Source organism: Acinetobacter sp. H1(2024) (genome assembly GCF_046557555.1).
In the GTDB taxonomy this organism is placed as follows: Bacteria; Pseudomonadota; Gammaproteobacteria; order Pseudomonadales; family Moraxellaceae; genus Acinetobacter; species Acinetobacter seifertii.
This window is the reverse complement of the sequence record NZ_JBKGFO010000005.1, coordinates 101,736-119,571: the sequence shown is the minus strand read 5'-3', so window position 1 is coordinate 119,571 and position 17,836 is coordinate 101,736. Positions and strand designations below refer to the sequence as shown.

Annotated in this window: 16 protein-coding genes; 9 read left to right on the top strand and 7 right to left on the bottom strand. The window is 39.1% G+C overall.

Annotated features, from left to right (window positions below; all coding sequences use genetic code 11):
• Positions 1-8 precede the first annotated feature (8 nt).
• Positions 9-2,183 (bottom strand): YccS family putative transporter, encoded by a 2,175-nt coding sequence (gene yccS / locus ACLCEG_RS14290; RefSeq protein WP_410568001.1) that lies wholly within the window; start codon positions 2,181-2,183, stop codon positions 9-11.
• 127 nt (positions 2,184-2,310) lie between these two features.
• Here yccS and ACLCEG_RS14285 point away from each other — a divergent pair, with 127 nt between their 5' ends.
• Complete coding sequence (locus ACLCEG_RS14285) at positions 2,311-3,525, top strand: multidrug effflux MFS transporter (RefSeq protein WP_410567999.1); 1,215 nt, start codon at positions 2,311-2,313, stop codon at positions 3,523-3,525.
• 24 nt (positions 3,526-3,549) lie between these two features.
• On the opposite strand, the gene ACLCEG_RS14280 is transcribed toward ACLCEG_RS14285, so the two are convergent.
• Entirely contained in the window at positions 3,550-4,254 is a 705-nt protein-coding gene (locus tag ACLCEG_RS14280; protein ID WP_410567997.1) for a nitroreductase, read from the bottom strand.
• 509 nt (positions 4,255-4,763) lie between these two features.
• Between ACLCEG_RS14280 and ACLCEG_RS14275 the strand changes: the two genes are divergently transcribed.
• The 6 genes from ACLCEG_RS14275 (at position 4,764) to sbmA (ending at position 10,869) form a co-directional block, all read left to right on the top strand.
• The gene (locus ACLCEG_RS14275) at positions 4,764-4,967 is read left to right on the top strand and encodes a hypothetical protein (RefSeq protein ID WP_004705793.1); all 204 of its coding nucleotides are present in this window, start codon (positions 4,764-4,766) and stop codon (positions 4,965-4,967) included.
• A gap of 183 nt (positions 4,968-5,150) precedes the next feature.
• Positions 5,151-5,291 carry a hypothetical protein gene (locus tag ACLCEG_RS14270; RefSeq protein ID WP_077162500.1) on the top strand — a complete coding sequence of 47 codons (141 nt, stop codon included), beginning with the start codon at positions 5,151-5,153 and terminating at the stop codon, positions 5,289-5,291.
• 99 nt (positions 5,292-5,390) lie between these two features.
• A complete protein-coding gene (locus ACLCEG_RS14265) occupies positions 5,391-6,866 on the top strand; it encodes an alanine/glycine:cation symporter family protein (RefSeq protein ID WP_004705795.1) in 1,476 nt (491 codons plus the stop codon).
• A gap of 167 nt (positions 6,867-7,033) precedes the next feature.
• Entirely contained in the window at positions 7,034-8,005 is a 972-nt protein-coding gene (locus ACLCEG_RS14260; protein WP_039249965.1) for a patatin-like phospholipase family protein, read from the top strand.
• A 196-nt stretch (positions 8,006-8,201) separates the two neighbouring features.
• On the top strand, positions 8,202-9,437 hold the full coding sequence (locus ACLCEG_RS14255; RefSeq protein ID WP_019457234.1) for a threonine ammonia-lyase: 1,236 nt from the start codon (positions 8,202-8,204) through the stop codon (positions 9,435-9,437).
• 235 nt (positions 9,438-9,672) lie between these two features.
• Positions 9,673-10,869, top strand: coding sequence for a peptide antibiotic transporter SbmA (gene sbmA, locus ACLCEG_RS14250; RefSeq protein ID WP_199999268.1), 1,197 nt, complete (start codon positions 9,673-9,675; stop codon positions 10,867-10,869).
• Between the two features lie 42 nt (positions 10,870-10,911).
• Here sbmA and ACLCEG_RS14245 read toward each other — a convergent pair whose 3' ends face one another.
• The gene (locus tag ACLCEG_RS14245; RefSeq protein ID WP_410567995.1) at positions 10,912-11,661 is read right to left on the bottom strand and encodes a DUF4850 domain-containing protein; all 750 of its coding nucleotides are present in this window, start codon (positions 11,659-11,661) and stop codon (positions 10,912-10,914) included.
• Between the two features lie 126 nt (positions 11,662-11,787).
• Between ACLCEG_RS14245 and ACLCEG_RS14240 the strand changes: the two genes are divergently transcribed.
• Positions 11,788-12,855, top strand: coding sequence for a DUF1176 domain-containing protein (locus ACLCEG_RS14240; RefSeq protein WP_410567993.1), 1,068 nt, complete (start codon positions 11,788-11,790; stop codon positions 12,853-12,855).
• Positions 12,856-12,938: 83 nt separating this feature from the next.
• Positions 12,939-13,457, top strand: a complete 519-nt coding sequence (locus tag ACLCEG_RS14235) for a hypothetical protein (RefSeq protein ID WP_410567991.1) — start codon at positions 12,939-12,941, stop codon at positions 13,455-13,457.
• A gap of 78 nt (positions 13,458-13,535) precedes the next feature.
• Here the strand turns inward: ACLCEG_RS14235 and ACLCEG_RS14230 are convergent, their stop codons facing one another.
• The 4 genes from ACLCEG_RS14230 to gatA all read right to left on the bottom strand — a co-directional run bounded on the left by ACLCEG_RS14230 (position 13,536) and on the right by gatA (position 17,803).
• Positions 13,536-14,114 (bottom strand): DJ-1/PfpI family protein, encoded by a 579-nt coding sequence (locus tag ACLCEG_RS14230; protein WP_410567989.1) that lies wholly within the window; start codon positions 14,112-14,114, stop codon positions 13,536-13,538.
• 167 nt (positions 14,115-14,281) lie between these two features.
• Complete coding sequence (locus tag ACLCEG_RS14225) at positions 14,282-14,746, bottom strand: hypothetical protein (RefSeq protein WP_410567987.1); 465 nt, start codon at positions 14,744-14,746, stop codon at positions 14,282-14,284.
• 109 nt (positions 14,747-14,855) lie between these two features.
• The gene (gatB, locus tag ACLCEG_RS14220) at positions 14,856-16,325 is read right to left on the bottom strand and encodes an Asp-tRNA(Asn)/Glu-tRNA(Gln) amidotransferase subunit GatB (RefSeq protein WP_002116348.1); all 1,470 of its coding nucleotides are present in this window, start codon (positions 16,323-16,325) and stop codon (positions 14,856-14,858) included.
• Positions 16,325-17,803, bottom strand: a complete 1,479-nt coding sequence (gene gatA, locus ACLCEG_RS14215) for an Asp-tRNA(Asn)/Glu-tRNA(Gln) amidotransferase subunit GatA (protein WP_198072134.1) — start codon at positions 17,801-17,803, stop codon at positions 16,325-16,327. Before gatA ends, gatB begins: the two co-directional genes overlap by 1 nt.
• Positions 17,804-17,836: the final 33 nt, after the last annotated feature.

Below are 17,836 nucleotides of genomic sequence, written 5' to 3'. Positions count from 1 at the left end.
ACTCAAATTTATAATGAGGCAAGTTCGCTGGCATCATTATCTTGATCATGACTTAGTCGTTGTTTCAACATACTAAATCGATTTAAAACACTGAGCATCAGTGATAACTGCTGTAAAATAATGAGTGATTTCTGGTCATCTTCATCATTTTGGCTTAGACGCTGACGTATTGTTTTAAGCATATTCTGTGCTGTTAGGTCAGGCATTTCATCTCTTAATAGCGCACCTTGTATGTCGTCTAACGCTTGATCTAGAACTTTAAGAACCGCTTGATCTTGAATCTTTTCCCGATGTGCTCCAAGTGCTGCGATATAACTTAAAAATGTATGATTGAGACATAGAAATTCAAATATATCTGACTTGCGGGTAGGGTCAAAATCTGGCTCAGTGGCTAAAGTTGAAATGAGTGAAGCGACCTCAGCATCGGTGTTATGGGCGGCACGGCGAACAATACGATAATTAAGCGCATGGTTATGTCCTTCATGGTATTGCTTTACCACTTCCGCTAAATAATTACATTGTGCTTGTAAGGAGCGTCGAATACTGCGCGGTAGGCGGCGGAACTTCCAGTCAGGCCAAATAAAGGTGACACCAAACCATGCTAAAGCGCATCCAATTAAGGTATCTACAAATCTAGGAATAGCCGCAGCGACTGCCGAGCCATCTAAGTTGAAGTTAATTAATGCCAAAATTGTGATGAAAGCAGTTGCTTGGGCATATTGCTTACTACGTAACTCAAAAAATAGTACGCCGCTTAAGATCAGCATAACTAATTGCCCTTCCACAGAAGGGACTAGAAACACCACACTAAGACCGACAATAATGCCGACTAATGTGCCAACTATACGCAAACGTAAGCGGCGCTTGGTCGCGTTAAAGTTAGGTTGGCTAACAAATAGTGCAGTCAGCATAATCCAGTAGCCATATTCGATTCGAGTGGTTTGAATAAATACATATCCAATGAAAAGAACAATCGATACTCGAATGGCATGACGAAACAGCACAGATTCAGGTGTTAGATTTTGTTTAATTCGAACAACAATATCATTCCAACCTTTTAAATCATCATCTTTGAGTTGATTCTCAGCCTGCTTCACTTTGTCAGACTGAATATGTTGTTCCGTTTCTAAGTTCAGTAGTTGTGAGTCAATTGACTTTAAATTTCGGTATAAGGCAAAAAGTGCGTTGACCCAGAGTAAGTCATATTGTTGATCATTTCTTAGTTTTACTAAAGATAAGCGTAAGTTCTCAAAACTCTGCTTAAAGCGTTTGTTATGAATATATGGTTTACGTTGTAAAATACATTCATTTAATTCTTGGCAAGCTTTACCCTGAATTGCCAAAATGCGCTGAAATCTAAATAAAATATCACTGTGCTCAAAAATCTTTGCTAACTTTTGATAGTCGATATGGGCAGAGTCCGCTCGTTCATGAATGTCTTGTGCGACAAAGTAATAATGTAGGCTACGACGAGTATCTTTTTGTCCACGGTCACCCTTTAAACGGGTTAAAAGGGCAGTTTTGAGATCATTAAAAATTGTTATCAATTTGCCATTTTCTAATGACAGATCAATCATGCTCTGCTGATAACTCGCAGGAGTCATATCAACATCAAACAAATTGGACTTAGCAAATAGAAAATCGCCTAGTGAGCCATAAGAGGCTGCCAGTTTGTCTTGAAGCTGTCGCACTGGAAACAATAAAAAGCTAATTGTTGCAATAAGACCGTACCATGCTGCACCTACGACCAAAAGCGCTGGCTGTATATACCACTGGTCAAATAAATGGACTCCTAGCATGGTATAAACCGAAACAACCAGACATCCGTAAGAAATTGTTGCGTAGCGACGGCCTAATGAGCCAAGTAAAATCCAGCCAATACAAGAGGCAATCAGTCCTAATGCAAAAAGCATTGGATAAGGGAAAAGTAATTGTACGGAAGCTGCGGTAATGAAGAAACCAATATAGGTATAAATCAAATTCATGATACGCACTGAAAAGCGATCATCAATATCGCTTAAACCAGCTGCGACCACACCTAATGTGAGAGGAATAGTTGCTAGTTGATGGCCTAGAAAATAAGGCACGAACGCAGTTCCTGAAAAGGCAATCAGCATCCGCACGTTATACATAAATGATGTGTTATAAGTCGCTCTTTTTAGGCGTTTAAACCAAGATTTCAAATGAAGTCCTTGCTGATCAACCTGAGTGATAAAGGATTTGTGTATTTCTACATCAATGTTGCACAAATCATACGATAGACAGTGTAAGCTTGTCTGTATGCAAATGAGTGAAAAATGAAATATCGTTATGTCTGAACAAACAGCCCAGCGTCAATATTCTATTGGCTGGATTATGTTGCTCGCGTTACTTACGGCCTTAGGGCCTTTATCTATTGATATGTACTTACCTGCGTTGCCTCAAATGGCTCACGACTTTGGAGTAAGTACGCAAATGGTGGCAAATACACTACCAGCTTATTTTTTTGGTCTAGCCATTGGACAGCTGGTGTATGGTCCATTAAGCGACCGTATTGGAAGAAAGAAGCCGCTTTATTTTGGTCTCGCACTTTATGCTGTTGCAAGTTTATTGTGCGTGCTTGCTAAAAATGAATGGGGTCTGATTGCAGCGCGTATTTTACAAGCTTTAGGTGGTTGTGTTGGTGTGGTCATGGCTCGCGCCGCTATACGTGATAGATTGGATGTTCAAGGCTCGGCTCAAGCTTTTTCTAGCATGATGATCGTGATGGGTTTAGCACCTATTTTGGCACCTATGATTGGAGCTTGGATTTTAATCTGGTTTCCGTGGCAAGCGATTTTCATTACGCTTTCAATTGTGGGCGCGATATGTTGGCTATGTGTACATTTCTTTTTCAAAGAAACTTTGGCAATTGATAAAAGACTTAAACTATCTTTATATCAAGTGGCTACCTTATATGGTGCTATTTTCAAAGATGCGAGTTTCCGTTTACCTATGTTCGCAGGATGCTTAACAGGTGCAGCGTTATTCTGTTATATCAGTTCTGCTCCAGCTGTTTTTATGGACCAATATGGCCTAAATCAGCAAGAGTTTGCTTATGTATTTGGTCTCAATGCTTTTGGTATTATGCTGATGTCATCGTTAAACAAGCATTTAACAACACGTGTTGAAATTACCAAGCGTTTAAAAGCAGGTTCAATGGTACAAGTAACTGGGGCAAGCATTGTATTAATTTCTGGTTTAATCCCTATGGCACCTTTATGGCTTGTAATGTTAGGACTATTTTTAGCGATTTCAGGAATTGGATTAACAGGTCCAAATGCTATGGCACTTGCAATGTCTAAGCAAGGTGCTCGTGCTGGAACAGCAAGTGCAATTATGGGCAGTATGCAATTTGCTTGTGGATTATTAGGTGGCTTACTTCTTAACTTTCTTGTTTGGTCTGCATCACTCAATATGGGGATAATGATGGTGCTATTTACTTTAAGTGGCTTCATTGTTGTTTTAAAAGCGACGCAGCAGGCAAAAAGCAAACCTCTCTCATAATTTAAGAGAGGTTTACATAAACTTTTAATCTAGAAAGACTGCGAAATTCTCTACAGGTTCTCTGGGAGTAATAAAGGTATTTACAATATGTGCGGGATCTGCATGACCTAATGCAATCGCACATACTAGATCTTCATCATCTGCTGCCCCTAAAATATCTAAAACTATCGGGTGGAAATGGTTCCAAGCTGCCTGTGGACATGTATCTAAACCGCGGGCCTTAGCAGCCACCATGACATTCTGGATCATCATTGCGATATCCATTTTTGAACCAATTCCCATAGCTTTATTGACTGTAAAGAAAAGTCCAACTGGTGCATCAAACAGTTTGAAATTACGTAACTGTTGAGCCGCCATTTTTTCTCTTTCTCCCTTTTTAATGTCCAATAGACCGTAGAGTCCCCAACCATTTTCACGGCGACGGTCAATAAAAGGTGAAACCCATTTTTCAGGGTAATAGGCAAAAGTTTCTTTATATTGTTCTGCAAGTTCAGGATTTTTAGAAACCTCAATCTGTGCTGCACAGATACGCTCTACCATTTCATCACGTTTTTGCCCCGTCACAACATAGACTTTCCACGGTTGAGTATTTGTTCCGGAAGGAGCACGACTTGCGACTCTTAAAATATCTTTAATGATTTGCTGTGGTACTGGAGTGTCTAAAAAGGCACGTACAGAATGTCGAGAGGTGATAGCCTCGTCAACAAGATGGACTTGTTCCAAACTCATGATTACTCCTGATCTTATTCTCTAAAATCCAATACGTTTTGATGCTTCATTTCACATCTTGAAGTTGCTGCATTTATAAGCAAAAAATATTAGAAAAGAGATATCCTTACATGTATGATGATGCGATTCGTTTAGACATAATGGCTGATTAATTATAATTCGAATATGCCACTTTTGACTTAAATGCACAAAATAGTGCGAGTTTGTCGATTATAAAAAAACAAAGATTAAGCTTGGGTGAGCGAAAAATATTCAATTAGAAAAAAGGTAGAATATGTTTAAAAACAGTACAAAACGGATGACTTTATATAAAAAATAACCAATTTTCATATAAAGTTTTAATGAAAAACATACACAAAAGTTTAAATTTCTGCATAATACCGACTTTTTTACGCAGGTATGATTTCTCCATACTCACGTTAGGAAAAGTAGTGGCTGCATAATAAATACTTTTACAAAAAGATTTTTATGCAGAAGTGGAGAAATACACGAGGTATAAGGAGCTTTACATGAGTTTACCGCTCATCAACAAGCAGTTCATGAAACAAGGATTGGCGATTACCATTGCGACCATGAAAATGAACTTAACTCACGCAACGACTAGGCTAAAAAAAATACAACAGCTTGGTACGCATCTCAACGCACGCTTCTTGAGTAGCAAGGATCGGGGCGCAGATAGTCGCGTTATAGCGCTGGCTTGTTACAGTCTTTGAAATTTATATGCAGTTTAGACATTCGCTCAAAAGTATATGTAAATATGCTTATGGCTTAAATCCAGATTTTTTATAACTCGATTAATTGATGTGAATCATTAAGCGAGCTGATTTAGCGGTGGTCATTTGTTAGTTTCCAAGTTTGTAGCCGAGTCGATGCATGCTGTTCATCCCAATGGGAGTATGTTCAGTAATGCGATGAATTCATTTTATTTGAAGAGTGCTTTCTCTCATGCAACCTTCAAAGGCTTAGTGCTGGGCATCATGTTGCTTAAACTTGTGACGATAATTGCTATTCAATTGACATTAAAAGTTTTTTCTTAAATGTACTGAAAAAGTCCCAATTTTGAGGGGCTTTTTTGTTTATTGCAGTATTTTGGCTTGTGCTAATAGCGCATTAGCAAGAACGTAAGCGGACCGAGTATGAATGAACAACTCAATGCGACATTGATGTCGTGGGTAAAATTTTTTAATGACCCTTTATGGGATTTCCTAGTTATTTTCTTGCTGGCTGTCGGTATTTTTTATACGGTCTTAACTGGAGCAGTGCAAATTCGCATGTTCTTGCAAAGTATTCGTGTTATGAAAAGCAGTCGTACTGAAGGCGAAGACGAGCATGGTCTTACACCCTTTCAGGCATTTGTAACAGGTCTTGCGAGCCGTGTTGGGGTAGGTAACATTGCTGGTGTAGCAATCGCGATCGCAATTGGTGGTCCTGGTGCAGTGTTCTGGATGTGGGTAACAGCTGTTCTTGGTATGAGCTCGGCTTTTATTGAGTCTACACTTGCTCAGTTATTTAAAGTTCGAGATAGCAAGAGCAAACAGTTCCGTGGTGGACCGGCTTACTATATTACTCAAGGTTTACGTAGTAAAACCTTCGGTGTAGTTTTCGCACTGGCATTAATCTTTACTTACGGTTTCGTATTTAACTCAGTTCAAATCAATGCAATTGCTAATGCATCTTCACATGCATGGGGTTGGGACAAGGCCAATCTTATTGCTCATTTAGGTGGTGTTGATTTAGAAATCTCTTGGGTTGGTATTGCGCTTGTCGTTATGGTTGCATTGGCAATTTTTGGTGGTATCAAACGTATCGCTAAATTTGCAGAAATGTTCGTACCTTTAAAAGCAGGTCTTTACCTATCTGTTGCGTTATATATTGCATTAAGCAACTATGCAATTTTGCCTGATATTTTAAAGCTGATTGTGACTGAGGCTTTCCATTTTAAGTCTGCAGCAGGTGGTTTCTTTGGTGCTGCCGTGTCAATGGCAATGATGCAAGGTATTAAGCGTGGTTTGTTCTCAAACGAAGCGGGTATGGGTTCTGCACCGAATGCTGCTGCTGCGTCTGATGTAAAACATCCTGTAAACCAAGGCTTAGTACAAATGCTTGGTGTATTTGTAGATACTTTCATTGTATGTACAAGTACTGCAATTATCATTTTGGTTTCTGGTGTTTACCATGACGCGGGCTTCGTTGGTGTTGAATTAACTCAACGTGCTTTAGAAACTCAAGTTGGGCATTGGGGATCGGACTTCCTTGCTGTTCTATTATTCTTGTTCTGTTATTCAGCTGTACTAGGTAACTATGCCTACGCTGAAGGTAATGTGCAGTTTATTAATAACAATCCGAAAGTTATGTTCATCTTCCGTATTTTTGTATTGGTAATGGTGTATTTCGGTGCAATTGGTAGTGTTCCATTAGTTTGGTCAATGGCTGACTTGTTTATGGGTATCATGGCGACGATTAACTTAATCGCAATTTTACTATTAACACCAGTGGCACGTACTTTGTTGAAAGACTACCGTGAGCAATTAAAACAAGGTATTAAAGAACCAGAGTTTAAAATTAATAAATATCCAGAGCTGAAGAAAAAAGTCGATTCAGATATTTGGTAATTTTCAAAAAAGCCTCTTAGAAATAAGGGGCTTTTTTTTATACACCATAAAAACACTTGAGTATAAATTTTAAACATGACAAATTAAATAAATTCAATACAGCTTTTCACAGAACGAGCAACTAAACTTGCAGTTCAAAATTTAACGTCATAGTGCAAAGATGGGTCATGAAACAGCTTAAATTGTGGATTATCGGACTTTCTATGGTGTTGGCTGGCTGCCAGACCACCTCACACTTATCTGCCTTAAAACCACAGACGGCAGAGGCATACTCTCGTTTTGTTGACCAGCCCTTTGCAAAAATTAAGAAACAGCAGAAAAAGCCAGTTGTCGCGCTAGTGTTAGGTAGTGGTGGTGCACGTGGATATGCGCACATTGGCGTGATTGAAGTTTTAGAACAGCATGGTATTCGTCCTGATTTTATTGTAGGAACCAGTGCAGGCAGTATTGTTGGGGCAATTTATGCTAGTGGAAAAACACCTGATGAATTGCGTGATACTGCATTGAAAATGAAAGCAGGCGACGTGCGTGATATTAGTATCGGTTTAAAAGGTTTTTTTGACGGTAAAAAAGTTGAAGACTACGTAAATCAACAAGTAAATAACTTACCGCTCGAAAAAATGAAAATACCGATGTATGTGGTTGCAACAGAGCTCAAGCATGGCACAAAAACCGTATTTAACTATGGCAATACTGGGCAAGCTGTTAGAGCATCTGCTTCAATTCCAAGTATGTTTATACCCACTAAAATTGGTAAATCTGAATATGTAGATGGCGGTTTAGTCAGTCCGGTACCTGTTGAAGTAGCCCGTGACTTAGGTGCTGATGTGATTATTGCTGTCGATATTTTGGCCCAACCGATTTATACGGAAACTTCGAATGTATGGGGGCTCTTTAACCAGAATATTAATATTATGCAAGGGCGTTTAGCTGCTGAAGAACTTCAATATGCAGATGTCGTGATTCAACCAGATTTAAGAGAAAAAGCACATATTTTTGATGTGAAAGGCCGTGAAGCTACCATGAAAGCAGGTATAGATGCGGCAAATGCAAAACTGTCTGATATTCAGTTTGCAATTGATGAAAAAATAGCTGAACAGAATCTTTCCACTGACGGTTTAAGTGCCCAGTCCAAATAAATCAAAAGCAAGTATATGAAAATTAAATAAAAGCCCTTCTCGGGCTTTTTTGTTGAAAAATAAAAGATTTGTATGTGCTGATAAAAATTTTTGTATAGTGGAGCTATGCTGAAAACTCCTCATGACACATATGAGAAATTCATGCTATTTTTCAAAAAAATAATTGATTTGTAACATATTGAGGCCGACTAATTAGATGATTCAGCAACAGGTAAAACAAGAGTTTCCAACATTAGAAGATATACATGCCGCTGCAGAGCGTTTAGATGGTTTAGTGGTTAAAACACCCTTTGTTTTTTCAGAAACCATTTCTAAAACCCTAGGGGCAGAAATGTGGCTGAAATTTGAAAATCTACAATTTACGGCTTCTTTTAAAGAAAGAGGCGCATTGAATAAACTTTTGAGTTTATCCGAACAAGAAAAGCAACATGGTGTAATCGCTGCTTCAGCAGGTAATCATGCACAAGGGGTTGCTTATCATGCTCAGCGTACAGGTGTAACAGCAACTATTGTCATGCCTAAATCGACGCCTAATGTGAAGGTACAACGAGTACGTGAATACGGCGCACGCGTTATTTTGCATGGACAAGACTTTTCTGAAGCTGCTGCTGAAATGCACCGTGTTGCTCAAGAAGAATCTTTAACCATCATTCATCCTTTTGACGATGCTGAAATTATTGCTGGTCAGGGAACCATTGCGCTCGAAATGCTTGCAGCTGTTCCTGAACTAGACATTTTAGTAGTGCCAATTGGCGGTGGTGGTCTCATTTCTGGTATTGCGATTGCAGCAAAATCGATAAACCCTAAAATTAAGGTCATCGGGGTTCAATCGGTTGTATACCCAAGCATGGCGAAATTGCTTTGTAACTATCAAATTGCAGTTTCCTTAGGTTCAACCGTAGCTGAGGGTATTGCGGTTAAAACTCCGGGTGAGCTTACGACCCAAGTCGCTAAAGAATACGTTGATGACATTGTTGTTGTCACTGAAGACATGATTGAAGAAGCAATTGCGCTGTTACTTAACATTGAGAAAACAGTATGTGAAGGAGCAGGGGCGACAGGTATCGCTGCAATTATGTCTCGACCAGATCTATTTTTAGGTCATAAAGTCGGGGTTGTTTTATCTGGAGGCAATATTGATACACGAGTGATGGTTTCCGTATTACAGCGTCACTTGACGCGTACGGGGCGTATGGTTCGTATTCGTGTCGAATTACCAGATAATCCAGGTGCTTTAGCACGTTTAACAGCAATTATTGCTGAGCAAGGCGGTAACATTTACGAACTGCGCCATGAACGCTTTGCTGCTACAAGTCGTGCCAAAGAAAGTGCGGTTAGTGTTGATGTCGAGTTAAAAAGTGCTCCAGATCTGGAACCTTTAATTCAGGCTATGCAGCTTGAAGGTTATATTGTTCGTAAAGAAGAGATTTAAACACAGATATCACTATGATATAAAAGCCGTATATGGCTCTCAAGGGAGTCATATACGAAGCAATTTAAATGGATTAAATTGCAAAAAGGATGAATTTACAAAAAAACGATCAAATCCTTCAATGAAATGGGAAAAACTGACAATTCTCTAAACTTTGCCCTTCACAATTTTAAGGTTTAGGTTTTAGTATTCTCTTCATTGCAAATTTGAAGAAATATAGGGATAACAACACTCAATGTTCAAATCATTTTTTCCGTCTCCACGGTATTTTTTTATATCTGTAGTTATTTGGCTCGCGCTAAATATGGTGCTCTGGTATACAGGGGGAGAACACTGGGGACAGTATGTAGGCTTTCCCCATGGTTATGCAGATGCTGAATTGCCTGTTGGTGTAAGTCGCTTCTGGTCACCTGCTTTCTTATGGTTTTATCTCTGGTTTTTAGTCTCCACAGCAATTTTTGCCGGTTTTTGGAAAATTGTTTCTAATAATCCGTGGCAGCGTTGGTCTATCTGGGGATCAGCATTTATTCTATTTAATATCTGGTTTGCTGTTCAGTCCAGTGTTGCGATTAATGCATGGTATGTACCATTTTGGGACTTAATTCAAAAAATGCTTTCTAGTGGAGGGGGGGATCTCTCTGCACTATATAGTGAAACCCTAGTTTTTCTTTATATTGCAATGGTCGCTGTGACTTTAGCTGTCATTAATGCTTTTTTCACAAGTCATTATGTATTCCGTTGGCGTACGGCAATGAATGAATATTATACGGAACATTGGGAAAAGCTTCGCCATATTGAAGGTGCTTCGCAGCGTGTACAAGAAGATACCATGCGTTTTGCAACCATTTTGGAAGATTTAGGGGTAGAGTTGGTAAAAGCTGTTATTACATTGATTGCTTTCTTACCTATTTTATTTCAACTTTCTAAACACGTTACTGTTTTACCAATTGTTGGTGAGTTAGATCACTCTTTGGTATGGGCTGCAATAGTATGGTCAATTTTTGGTACCATTTTATTAATGGTTGTTGGTATTAAATTACCTGGTTTACAATTTAACAATCAAAAAGTAGAAGCAGCTTACCGTAAAGAATTGGTTTATGGTGAAGATCATGCTGATCGTGCAAAACCTGCTACTTTACGTGAGTTATTTAGTAATGTACGTAAAAATTATTTTAGACTTTACTTTCATTATGCCTATTTCAATATGACGGCGATTTGGTATGGACAACTTGATATTTTGTATAACTTGGTTGTTCTTTTCCCATCTATAGCTGCTGGTAAACTCACATTAGGTTTAATTCAACAAATTGCAAATGTGTTTGGTCGCGTAAGAGATTCATTCCAATATTTAATTAGTTCATGGAAAACCATTATTGAGTTACTTTCGATTTACAAGCGTTTAAAAGCTTTTGAATCGATATTGCATAAATAAATAAAAACCCGCGAAAGCGGGTTTTTTTATAGGTACAAATATTTAATGAGTTGCATTATAAAAATTAAGAATAGGACCAACTAATGATTGCTGAGATTTATCTAAGGTGACTTGAATCTCTTTGTAGTTGAACGTGTCCTCATCATCATATTTGGCAATACCATGCGTTTTATTGTTCACTTGTGGAATTTGATAACTAAAAAAAGCCACTTTTTTAGAGGGATGAACGATGGTAATGAGTTTTTTGGGGTCTTTTAATCCGCCAAAATCATCTTCAACACTTTCTTTTAACAGTTCAGGAAAATAAAGCGTTGCATTTGGTAATCCACACCCAACGCAAAAAGAAGAGTCATAAAGCTCTATCGCTTGTTTTTGATCTGGACTCATTGCTAAAGCAAAACCAGTTCCATTCGCACCTGCATTTGCTTGTACATCTTGCCAGTTACGTGGAACAAGCACCAATCCTGTTTCAGGTAATGCAAGAAGCTTGAGTTGTTTTGCATGTTGAGCATCGAGTTTAAAATTAAAATGGCAGCTTTTAGGCGTACAGGTTTCAAAACTTTTAAGTAAACCATCTTCTATAGGGTTTTGTGCCGTTACTCCATAAAAAGGGACTGTAACGCCGTTTAAAAAATTTGCTTCTCCAAGCTTATAGAACTGATTATCTGCTTTGCGTGTTGCAGCAGAGCTATAAAACTTTGGAAAATGAGGAGTAAAGCTTTTTACTTCTGCATAAGCAGTTGAAGTGAGACTTACCAATACTGTGCATAATAAAAAATTTAATTTTTTCATTTTTAGAAAGTAATCAATTTAAAATCTTATATAAATCTAACATATTCTTTTAAACTATAAGGTAATTCAAAATTGAAAACTGTTTTTAATTTCATAATAAAAACAGATTTATAGAGATATGGAAAAATGAAAAATATACTTTCAATTTGCTGTTTAGCAGCAATAAGTTCTTATAGTTTTGCTCAAGACATTAAAGGCATTTCATTTTCTCATCAAGAGTGGGAAATCTATTGTAGTAATACCGGTACTTGTAAGGCTGCTGGCTATCAAAATGAAGACAATGGTGATAATCCAGCTTCAATTTTAATAACGCGTAAAGCAGGGCCAAAACAACCTGTGCAAGTTGAGTTTGCATTGTCTGACTATGAACAAAGCATGCCTGCAAATCAGCTTAAAAATATCCATTTTTATATCAATGACAAAGATTTAGGGCTTGTGGCTGTAGATGGCACTGAGCTGCCAATTATGGGTAAACTAAGTAGCTTACAAACCAATGCTCTACTACAGCAATCTAAGCAAAAAACTGAAATTACATTTAAAAATGCGCAACATGAATGGAAAATTTCCGATGAAGGAATGACTGCTGTGTTATTAAAAATGGATGATATTCAGAAGCGTATTGGGACTGTTGGTGCTTTAGTCAAAAAGGGGAGTGCCAATGAAAATCAAGTGCTGATGCCTGAACCAAAACTAGTTGTAAAACGTATTAAGACGGCAACCAAACCTTACTTAACTTTACAGCCAAAAAATAAACAGTACCAAGCAATATACCGTAGTCTGATGGCAGCTAAACCGAATCCGAAAGAAGACGGCTTTTGTGAAGGCGTTTATGGCGGTAATAGTGATGGAGCTGAACCACAAGAAATTGACCTATATAAATTAACCAATCAAAAAGTTCTAGCGACTACATTGTGTTGGAGAGGGGCTTATAACGAAGGGTATGGGGCTTGGGTGTTAGATGAGTCTTTAAATGGTAAGGCAACGTTTGTGACCGAGTCTGCTTCAGATTTCGATAGCGGTATGATCAGCAGTTCTCAAAAGGGACGAGGCATAGGAGACTGCTGGGCAAGTGAAGAATGGGTGTGGGATGGCAAGAGCTTTGTGCATACTAAGGATATGTGGACAGGGATGTGTAAAGGCTTGGCAGCAGGTGGGGTGTGGGAGCTTGATCGAATAGAGTCTGTGGTGAAATAACTACTTTGCGGTTACAGAGTCATAACAGGTAACTTTGGTGACTCTGTGATAAAAAGAACAGATTGTTTATTGGAGCTAGACCTATGTCACGTCATCTTTACGCTATTGCTCGCCATAAGTTTTCACATCTGAGTCGTTCAATATGTGTGGCGGCGGCTGTACTAGGCACAACACAAATTGCAATGGCTGGCCCAACGGTCAATCAGCTTAGTGATTGTTTAGTTAAAGCAACCACAGCCTCGGATAAAACCACGGTGCTTCAATGGACATTTACGGCTTTAGCGGCTCATCCAGATTTAAAAGCATTTAGTAATGTAACTCCTGAGCAAAAAGACCAGTTAGACCAAAAACTGGCTCAGGTTTTACAACGTGTGATTGTAGAGCAATGTTCTACCCAAACTAAAGCTGTAATTCAGGCAGAAGGCATAAAAGCTGTAGGGGAAAGTTTCCAGCAGTTAGGCCAAAGTGCTGGTGAAGATATTATTAACGATCCCTCAGTTAAACAGCAGTTGCAAGGTACATTGCGCTATATCGATTTAAATAAATTGGTAACGACGTTTTTAACCCCAGAGATTTGGAATAAGTTGGGAATTACAAGATAAAAATCTAGTTTTCTACCTTAGAAATAAAGCCTGCTATTTAATAGCAGGCTTTATTTTAATTGGTATGAATAGATCTATTTAGATAGTAATCTTAGCACCTAAGACTTTTACAAACTGAGCTAACCAAGCAGGATGTGCAGGCCAAGCAGGTGCAGTTACTAAATGCCCATCTGTAATAGCATCAGTTACAGCAATATCAGCATATTGACCACCTGCGAGTTTTACTTCGGCGGCACATGCTGGATAAGCCGAGCAGAGGCGGCCTTTTAAAATGTCAGCCGCTGCGAGTAACTGAGCGCCATGGCATACGGCTGCAATTGGTTTTTTCAATCGATCGAACTCACGTACAATTTCGACAACGCGATCATTCATACGTAAATATTCTGGTGCACGACCACCCGGAATGACTAGGCCTACATAGTCTTCGGTATTAACGGCTTTAAAATCATAGTTAATAGCAAAGTTGTGACCACGTTTTTCGCTATATGTTTGCTCACCTTCAAAATCATGAATAGCAGTTGCAATATGGTCACCGTTCTTTTTATTTGGACATACTGCATGTACGGTATAACCTAAACCAGTTAAGAACTGAAAAGGAACCATAGTTTCATAATCTTCAGCATAGTCACCGACTAACATTAAAATCTTTTTAGACATGTTTATCCCTCTTTTTAAAATGTAAGTGATTTCAATTTTTAATTTAAATTAGCATAATGAAAGTATGATTTTTAGAAAATAGCACTTTCTTTAGTCGAAGGATATTTCGTAAGGGGTGTAAAAAAGCCTCGATTGATCGAGGCTTTTAAATTTATGGGGTCTGCTTTTTATAATTCACAAGCTTTACCTTCATATTCACGACGGTTAACGATGTATTCCTTACCATTCCATCGATAAATAGGAAAACAGAAGCCTGGCCCACCATTTTCAATATCAGGCCAGCCATCTTTGCCTTTAGTTTTCAAAAAGGTGGGAATGCCAGAGTCGCTAAATAGTTTTTTCCATTGACCATCTTTTTGCTGTGAAACTATATAATAGCCAACACCCGTATTGCCATAACACATAGTGCTACTATCTTGAATAACCGCATCTTTATAGCCATCGCCATTTAAATCTTTATAAATGATAATTTCACCAGTATCACAGTTACCTTTCCAGCCATGTTTTGTTTTTTTGAAATTTGCAGCTTTAAAAATAGATGTTACTTCACTCTTTGGGACTTGAACCGTTTGAGCAAAAAGTGTCGAGTTTATTAACAATAAAGAGGTCGTAATAAGTAATTTATTTATCATGAGTAACCTGTTCAGCATAGTTTTAGCTTAAAAATTATTGTGGATTTATTGCACTTTAAAATAGATAAAAACCCGCTCTAAAGCGGGTTTTTCTAAAAAATAGATTAGTTTAACCAATCAATTTTTTCATTAATTCATTTACTTGAGCAGGGTTAGCTTTACCCTTAGAAGCTTTCATGACTTGACCTACAAGACCGTTAAAGGCTTTCTCTTTACCAGACTTGTACTCTTCAACCATTTTTTCATTGGCTGCAAGTACTTCTTTAATGATTGCTTCAATTGCACCAGTGTCAGTTTCTTGCTTTAAACCTTTTTCCGCAATAATGTCATCGGCAGATTTACCTTCCGATTCCCACATAAAGCCAAAGACTTGTTTAGCAATCTTACCGCTAATGGTGTTGTCAATAATGCGTGCAATCATGCCGCCAAGTTGTTCAGCAGAAACAGGAGAGTCTGCTAAGTCTAGGCCTGCTTTGTTTAAAGCACCTGAGAATTCGCCCATTACCCAGTTTGCAGATACTTTACCTTGCTTCGCACCGCCAGCAGCAGCCACAACAGCTTCATAGAAGTCTGCCATTTCGCGTGAGAGCGTAAGTACATGTGCATCGTACTCAGTTACACCAAAGTCTGCGATAAAGCGTGCACGGCGTGCAGCAGGAAGCTCTGGAAGCGCAGCACGAGCAGCTTCGATTTGCTCATCTGCAATAATCACGGGTAACAAATCTGGATCTGGGAAGTAGCGGTAATCGTTCGCTTCTTCTTTAGAACGCATTGAACGCGTTTCCATTTTGTTTGGATCGAACAAACGAGTTTCTTGGTCGATACTTCCGCCGTATTCCAAAATTTCCATTTGGCGTTCAATTTCAACATTGATCGCTTGCTCAATGAAACGGAATGAGTTGAGGTTTTTAAGCTCACAGCGCGTACCAAAAGGTTGGCCCGGACGGCGTAAAGACACGTTACAGTCCGCACGGAATGAACCTTCTGCCATGTTGCCGTCAGAAATACCTAACCAACGTACTAATGTGTGAATTGCTTTGATATAAGCAACCGCTTCTTCAACTGAACGCATGTCTGGTTCAGAAACGATTTCAAGCAAAGGTGTACCAGCACGGTTTAAGTCAATGCCAGACATACCTTCAAATTGATCATGAACAGATTTACCAGCATCTTCTTCAAGGTGGGCACGAGTTACGCCAATACGTTTAGTCGTACCATCTTCAAGTTGAATGTCGATGTGACCCAAGCCCACAATCGGATTGTCCATCTGGCTAATTTGATAGCCTTTTGGTGAGTCAGGGTAGAAGTAGTTCTTACGTGCAAACACAGATGCTTGGTCGATGTAAGCATCGATACCCAAACCAAAGCGAATTGCAAGATCAACTACTTTTTCATTTAAAACAGGCAATACACCCGGCATAGCCAAGTCTACCAGGCTCGCTTGAGTATTTGGGTCTTGACCAAATTCAGTCGATGAACCTGAGAAAATTTTAGAATTGGTTGCAAGCTGAGTGTGAATCTCGATACCAATAACGACTTCCCAACCGTCAATCAGTTTCAACTTTTGAGCTTCAGCCATTATGCATTCTCCTCAGCAATTGCCGCACGTTGAGTATGGAAATCGGTGTTTTGTTGGTATTGATGAACAATCGACAACAATTGTGATTCTGACCAGTAGTTACCAATTAATTGTAAGCCTACAGGTAAGCTGTCTTTATCAAAACCAACAGGGGCATTAATCGCTGGTAAGCCTGCTAAGTTCACTGCAAGTGTATAGATATCGCCTAAATACATTTCAGTTGGACTTAAGTTCGCACCAATTTTATAAGCAGTTGTTGGAGCAGCAGGGGCCGCAATCACATCTACATTTTCAAATGCTTTTAAGAAGTCTTGTTGAATTAAACGACGTACTTTTTGTGCTTTTACATAGTAAGCATCGTAATAACCCGCAGAAAGCGCGTATGTACCAATCAAAATACGACGTTGTACTTCTGGACCAAAGCCTTCTGAACGAGAGCGTTTGTAAAGATCCATCAGGTCTGCTGGGTTTTCACAGCGGTAGCCGTAACGAACGCCATCGTAACGAGATAAGTTAGATGATGCTTCTGCTGGCGCAATCAGGTAATACGTTGGTACATAAGCTTCAGTCATGTTGAGATCGATCTCAACAAGCGTAGCACCCATTTCTTCAAGCTTTTTCAAAGACTCTTCTACACGTGCTTTTACGTCTGCATCTAAGCCTGCAACGTTAAAGTACTGTTTAGGAATACCAATGCGTAAACCTTTTACAGATGTGTCATTTAAATTTGCAACGTAGTCATCAACTTCCTTTTTAACCGAAGTTGAGTCTTTTGCATCGTGACCTGCCATTACGTTCATCAAGTAAGCACAGTCTTCAGCAGAGCGTGCCATTGGACCCGCTTGGTCTAAAGATGATGCATAAGCAATGATCCCGAAACGAGATACACGACCATAGGTCGGTTTTAAGCCTGTTAAACCACAGAAAGAGGCAGGTTGACGAATTGAGCCACCTGTATCAGTACCTGTAGCAAAAGGTGCTAAATCAGCTGCTACAGCCGCAGCAGAGCCACCTGATGAGCCACCAGGAACGTGGTCAAGCGCCCATGGGTTACTTGTTGCACCAACATATGAGCTTTCAGAGGTTGAACCCATCGCAAACTCATCCATGTTCACTTTACCTAAAGTGACAAGACCAGCTGCTTTAGTTTTTTCAACAACAGTTGCATCGTAAGGAGAGATGAAGTTGTCTAATATTTTTGAACCAGCAGTGGTTTTAATGCCTTTGGTACAAAAGATATCTTTATGAGCAAGTGGAATACCCGTTAAAGCAGTTGCATTACCCGCTTTTAAAGCTGCATCGGCTGCATCGGCTTCAGCAAGCGCTTGCTCAGGCGTAACTGTCACATAGCTTTTTACCAGTGGGTCAATTTTAGCAATACGTTTTAAATAGTGTTCAGTCAATTCGCGAGATGAAAACTTCGCTTGGCTTAAGCCTTCAGCAAGTTCACGAATTGATAAGCGATGTAAATCAGTCATGAGTAAAATTTCTTTACATTCAAAATTGGGAAG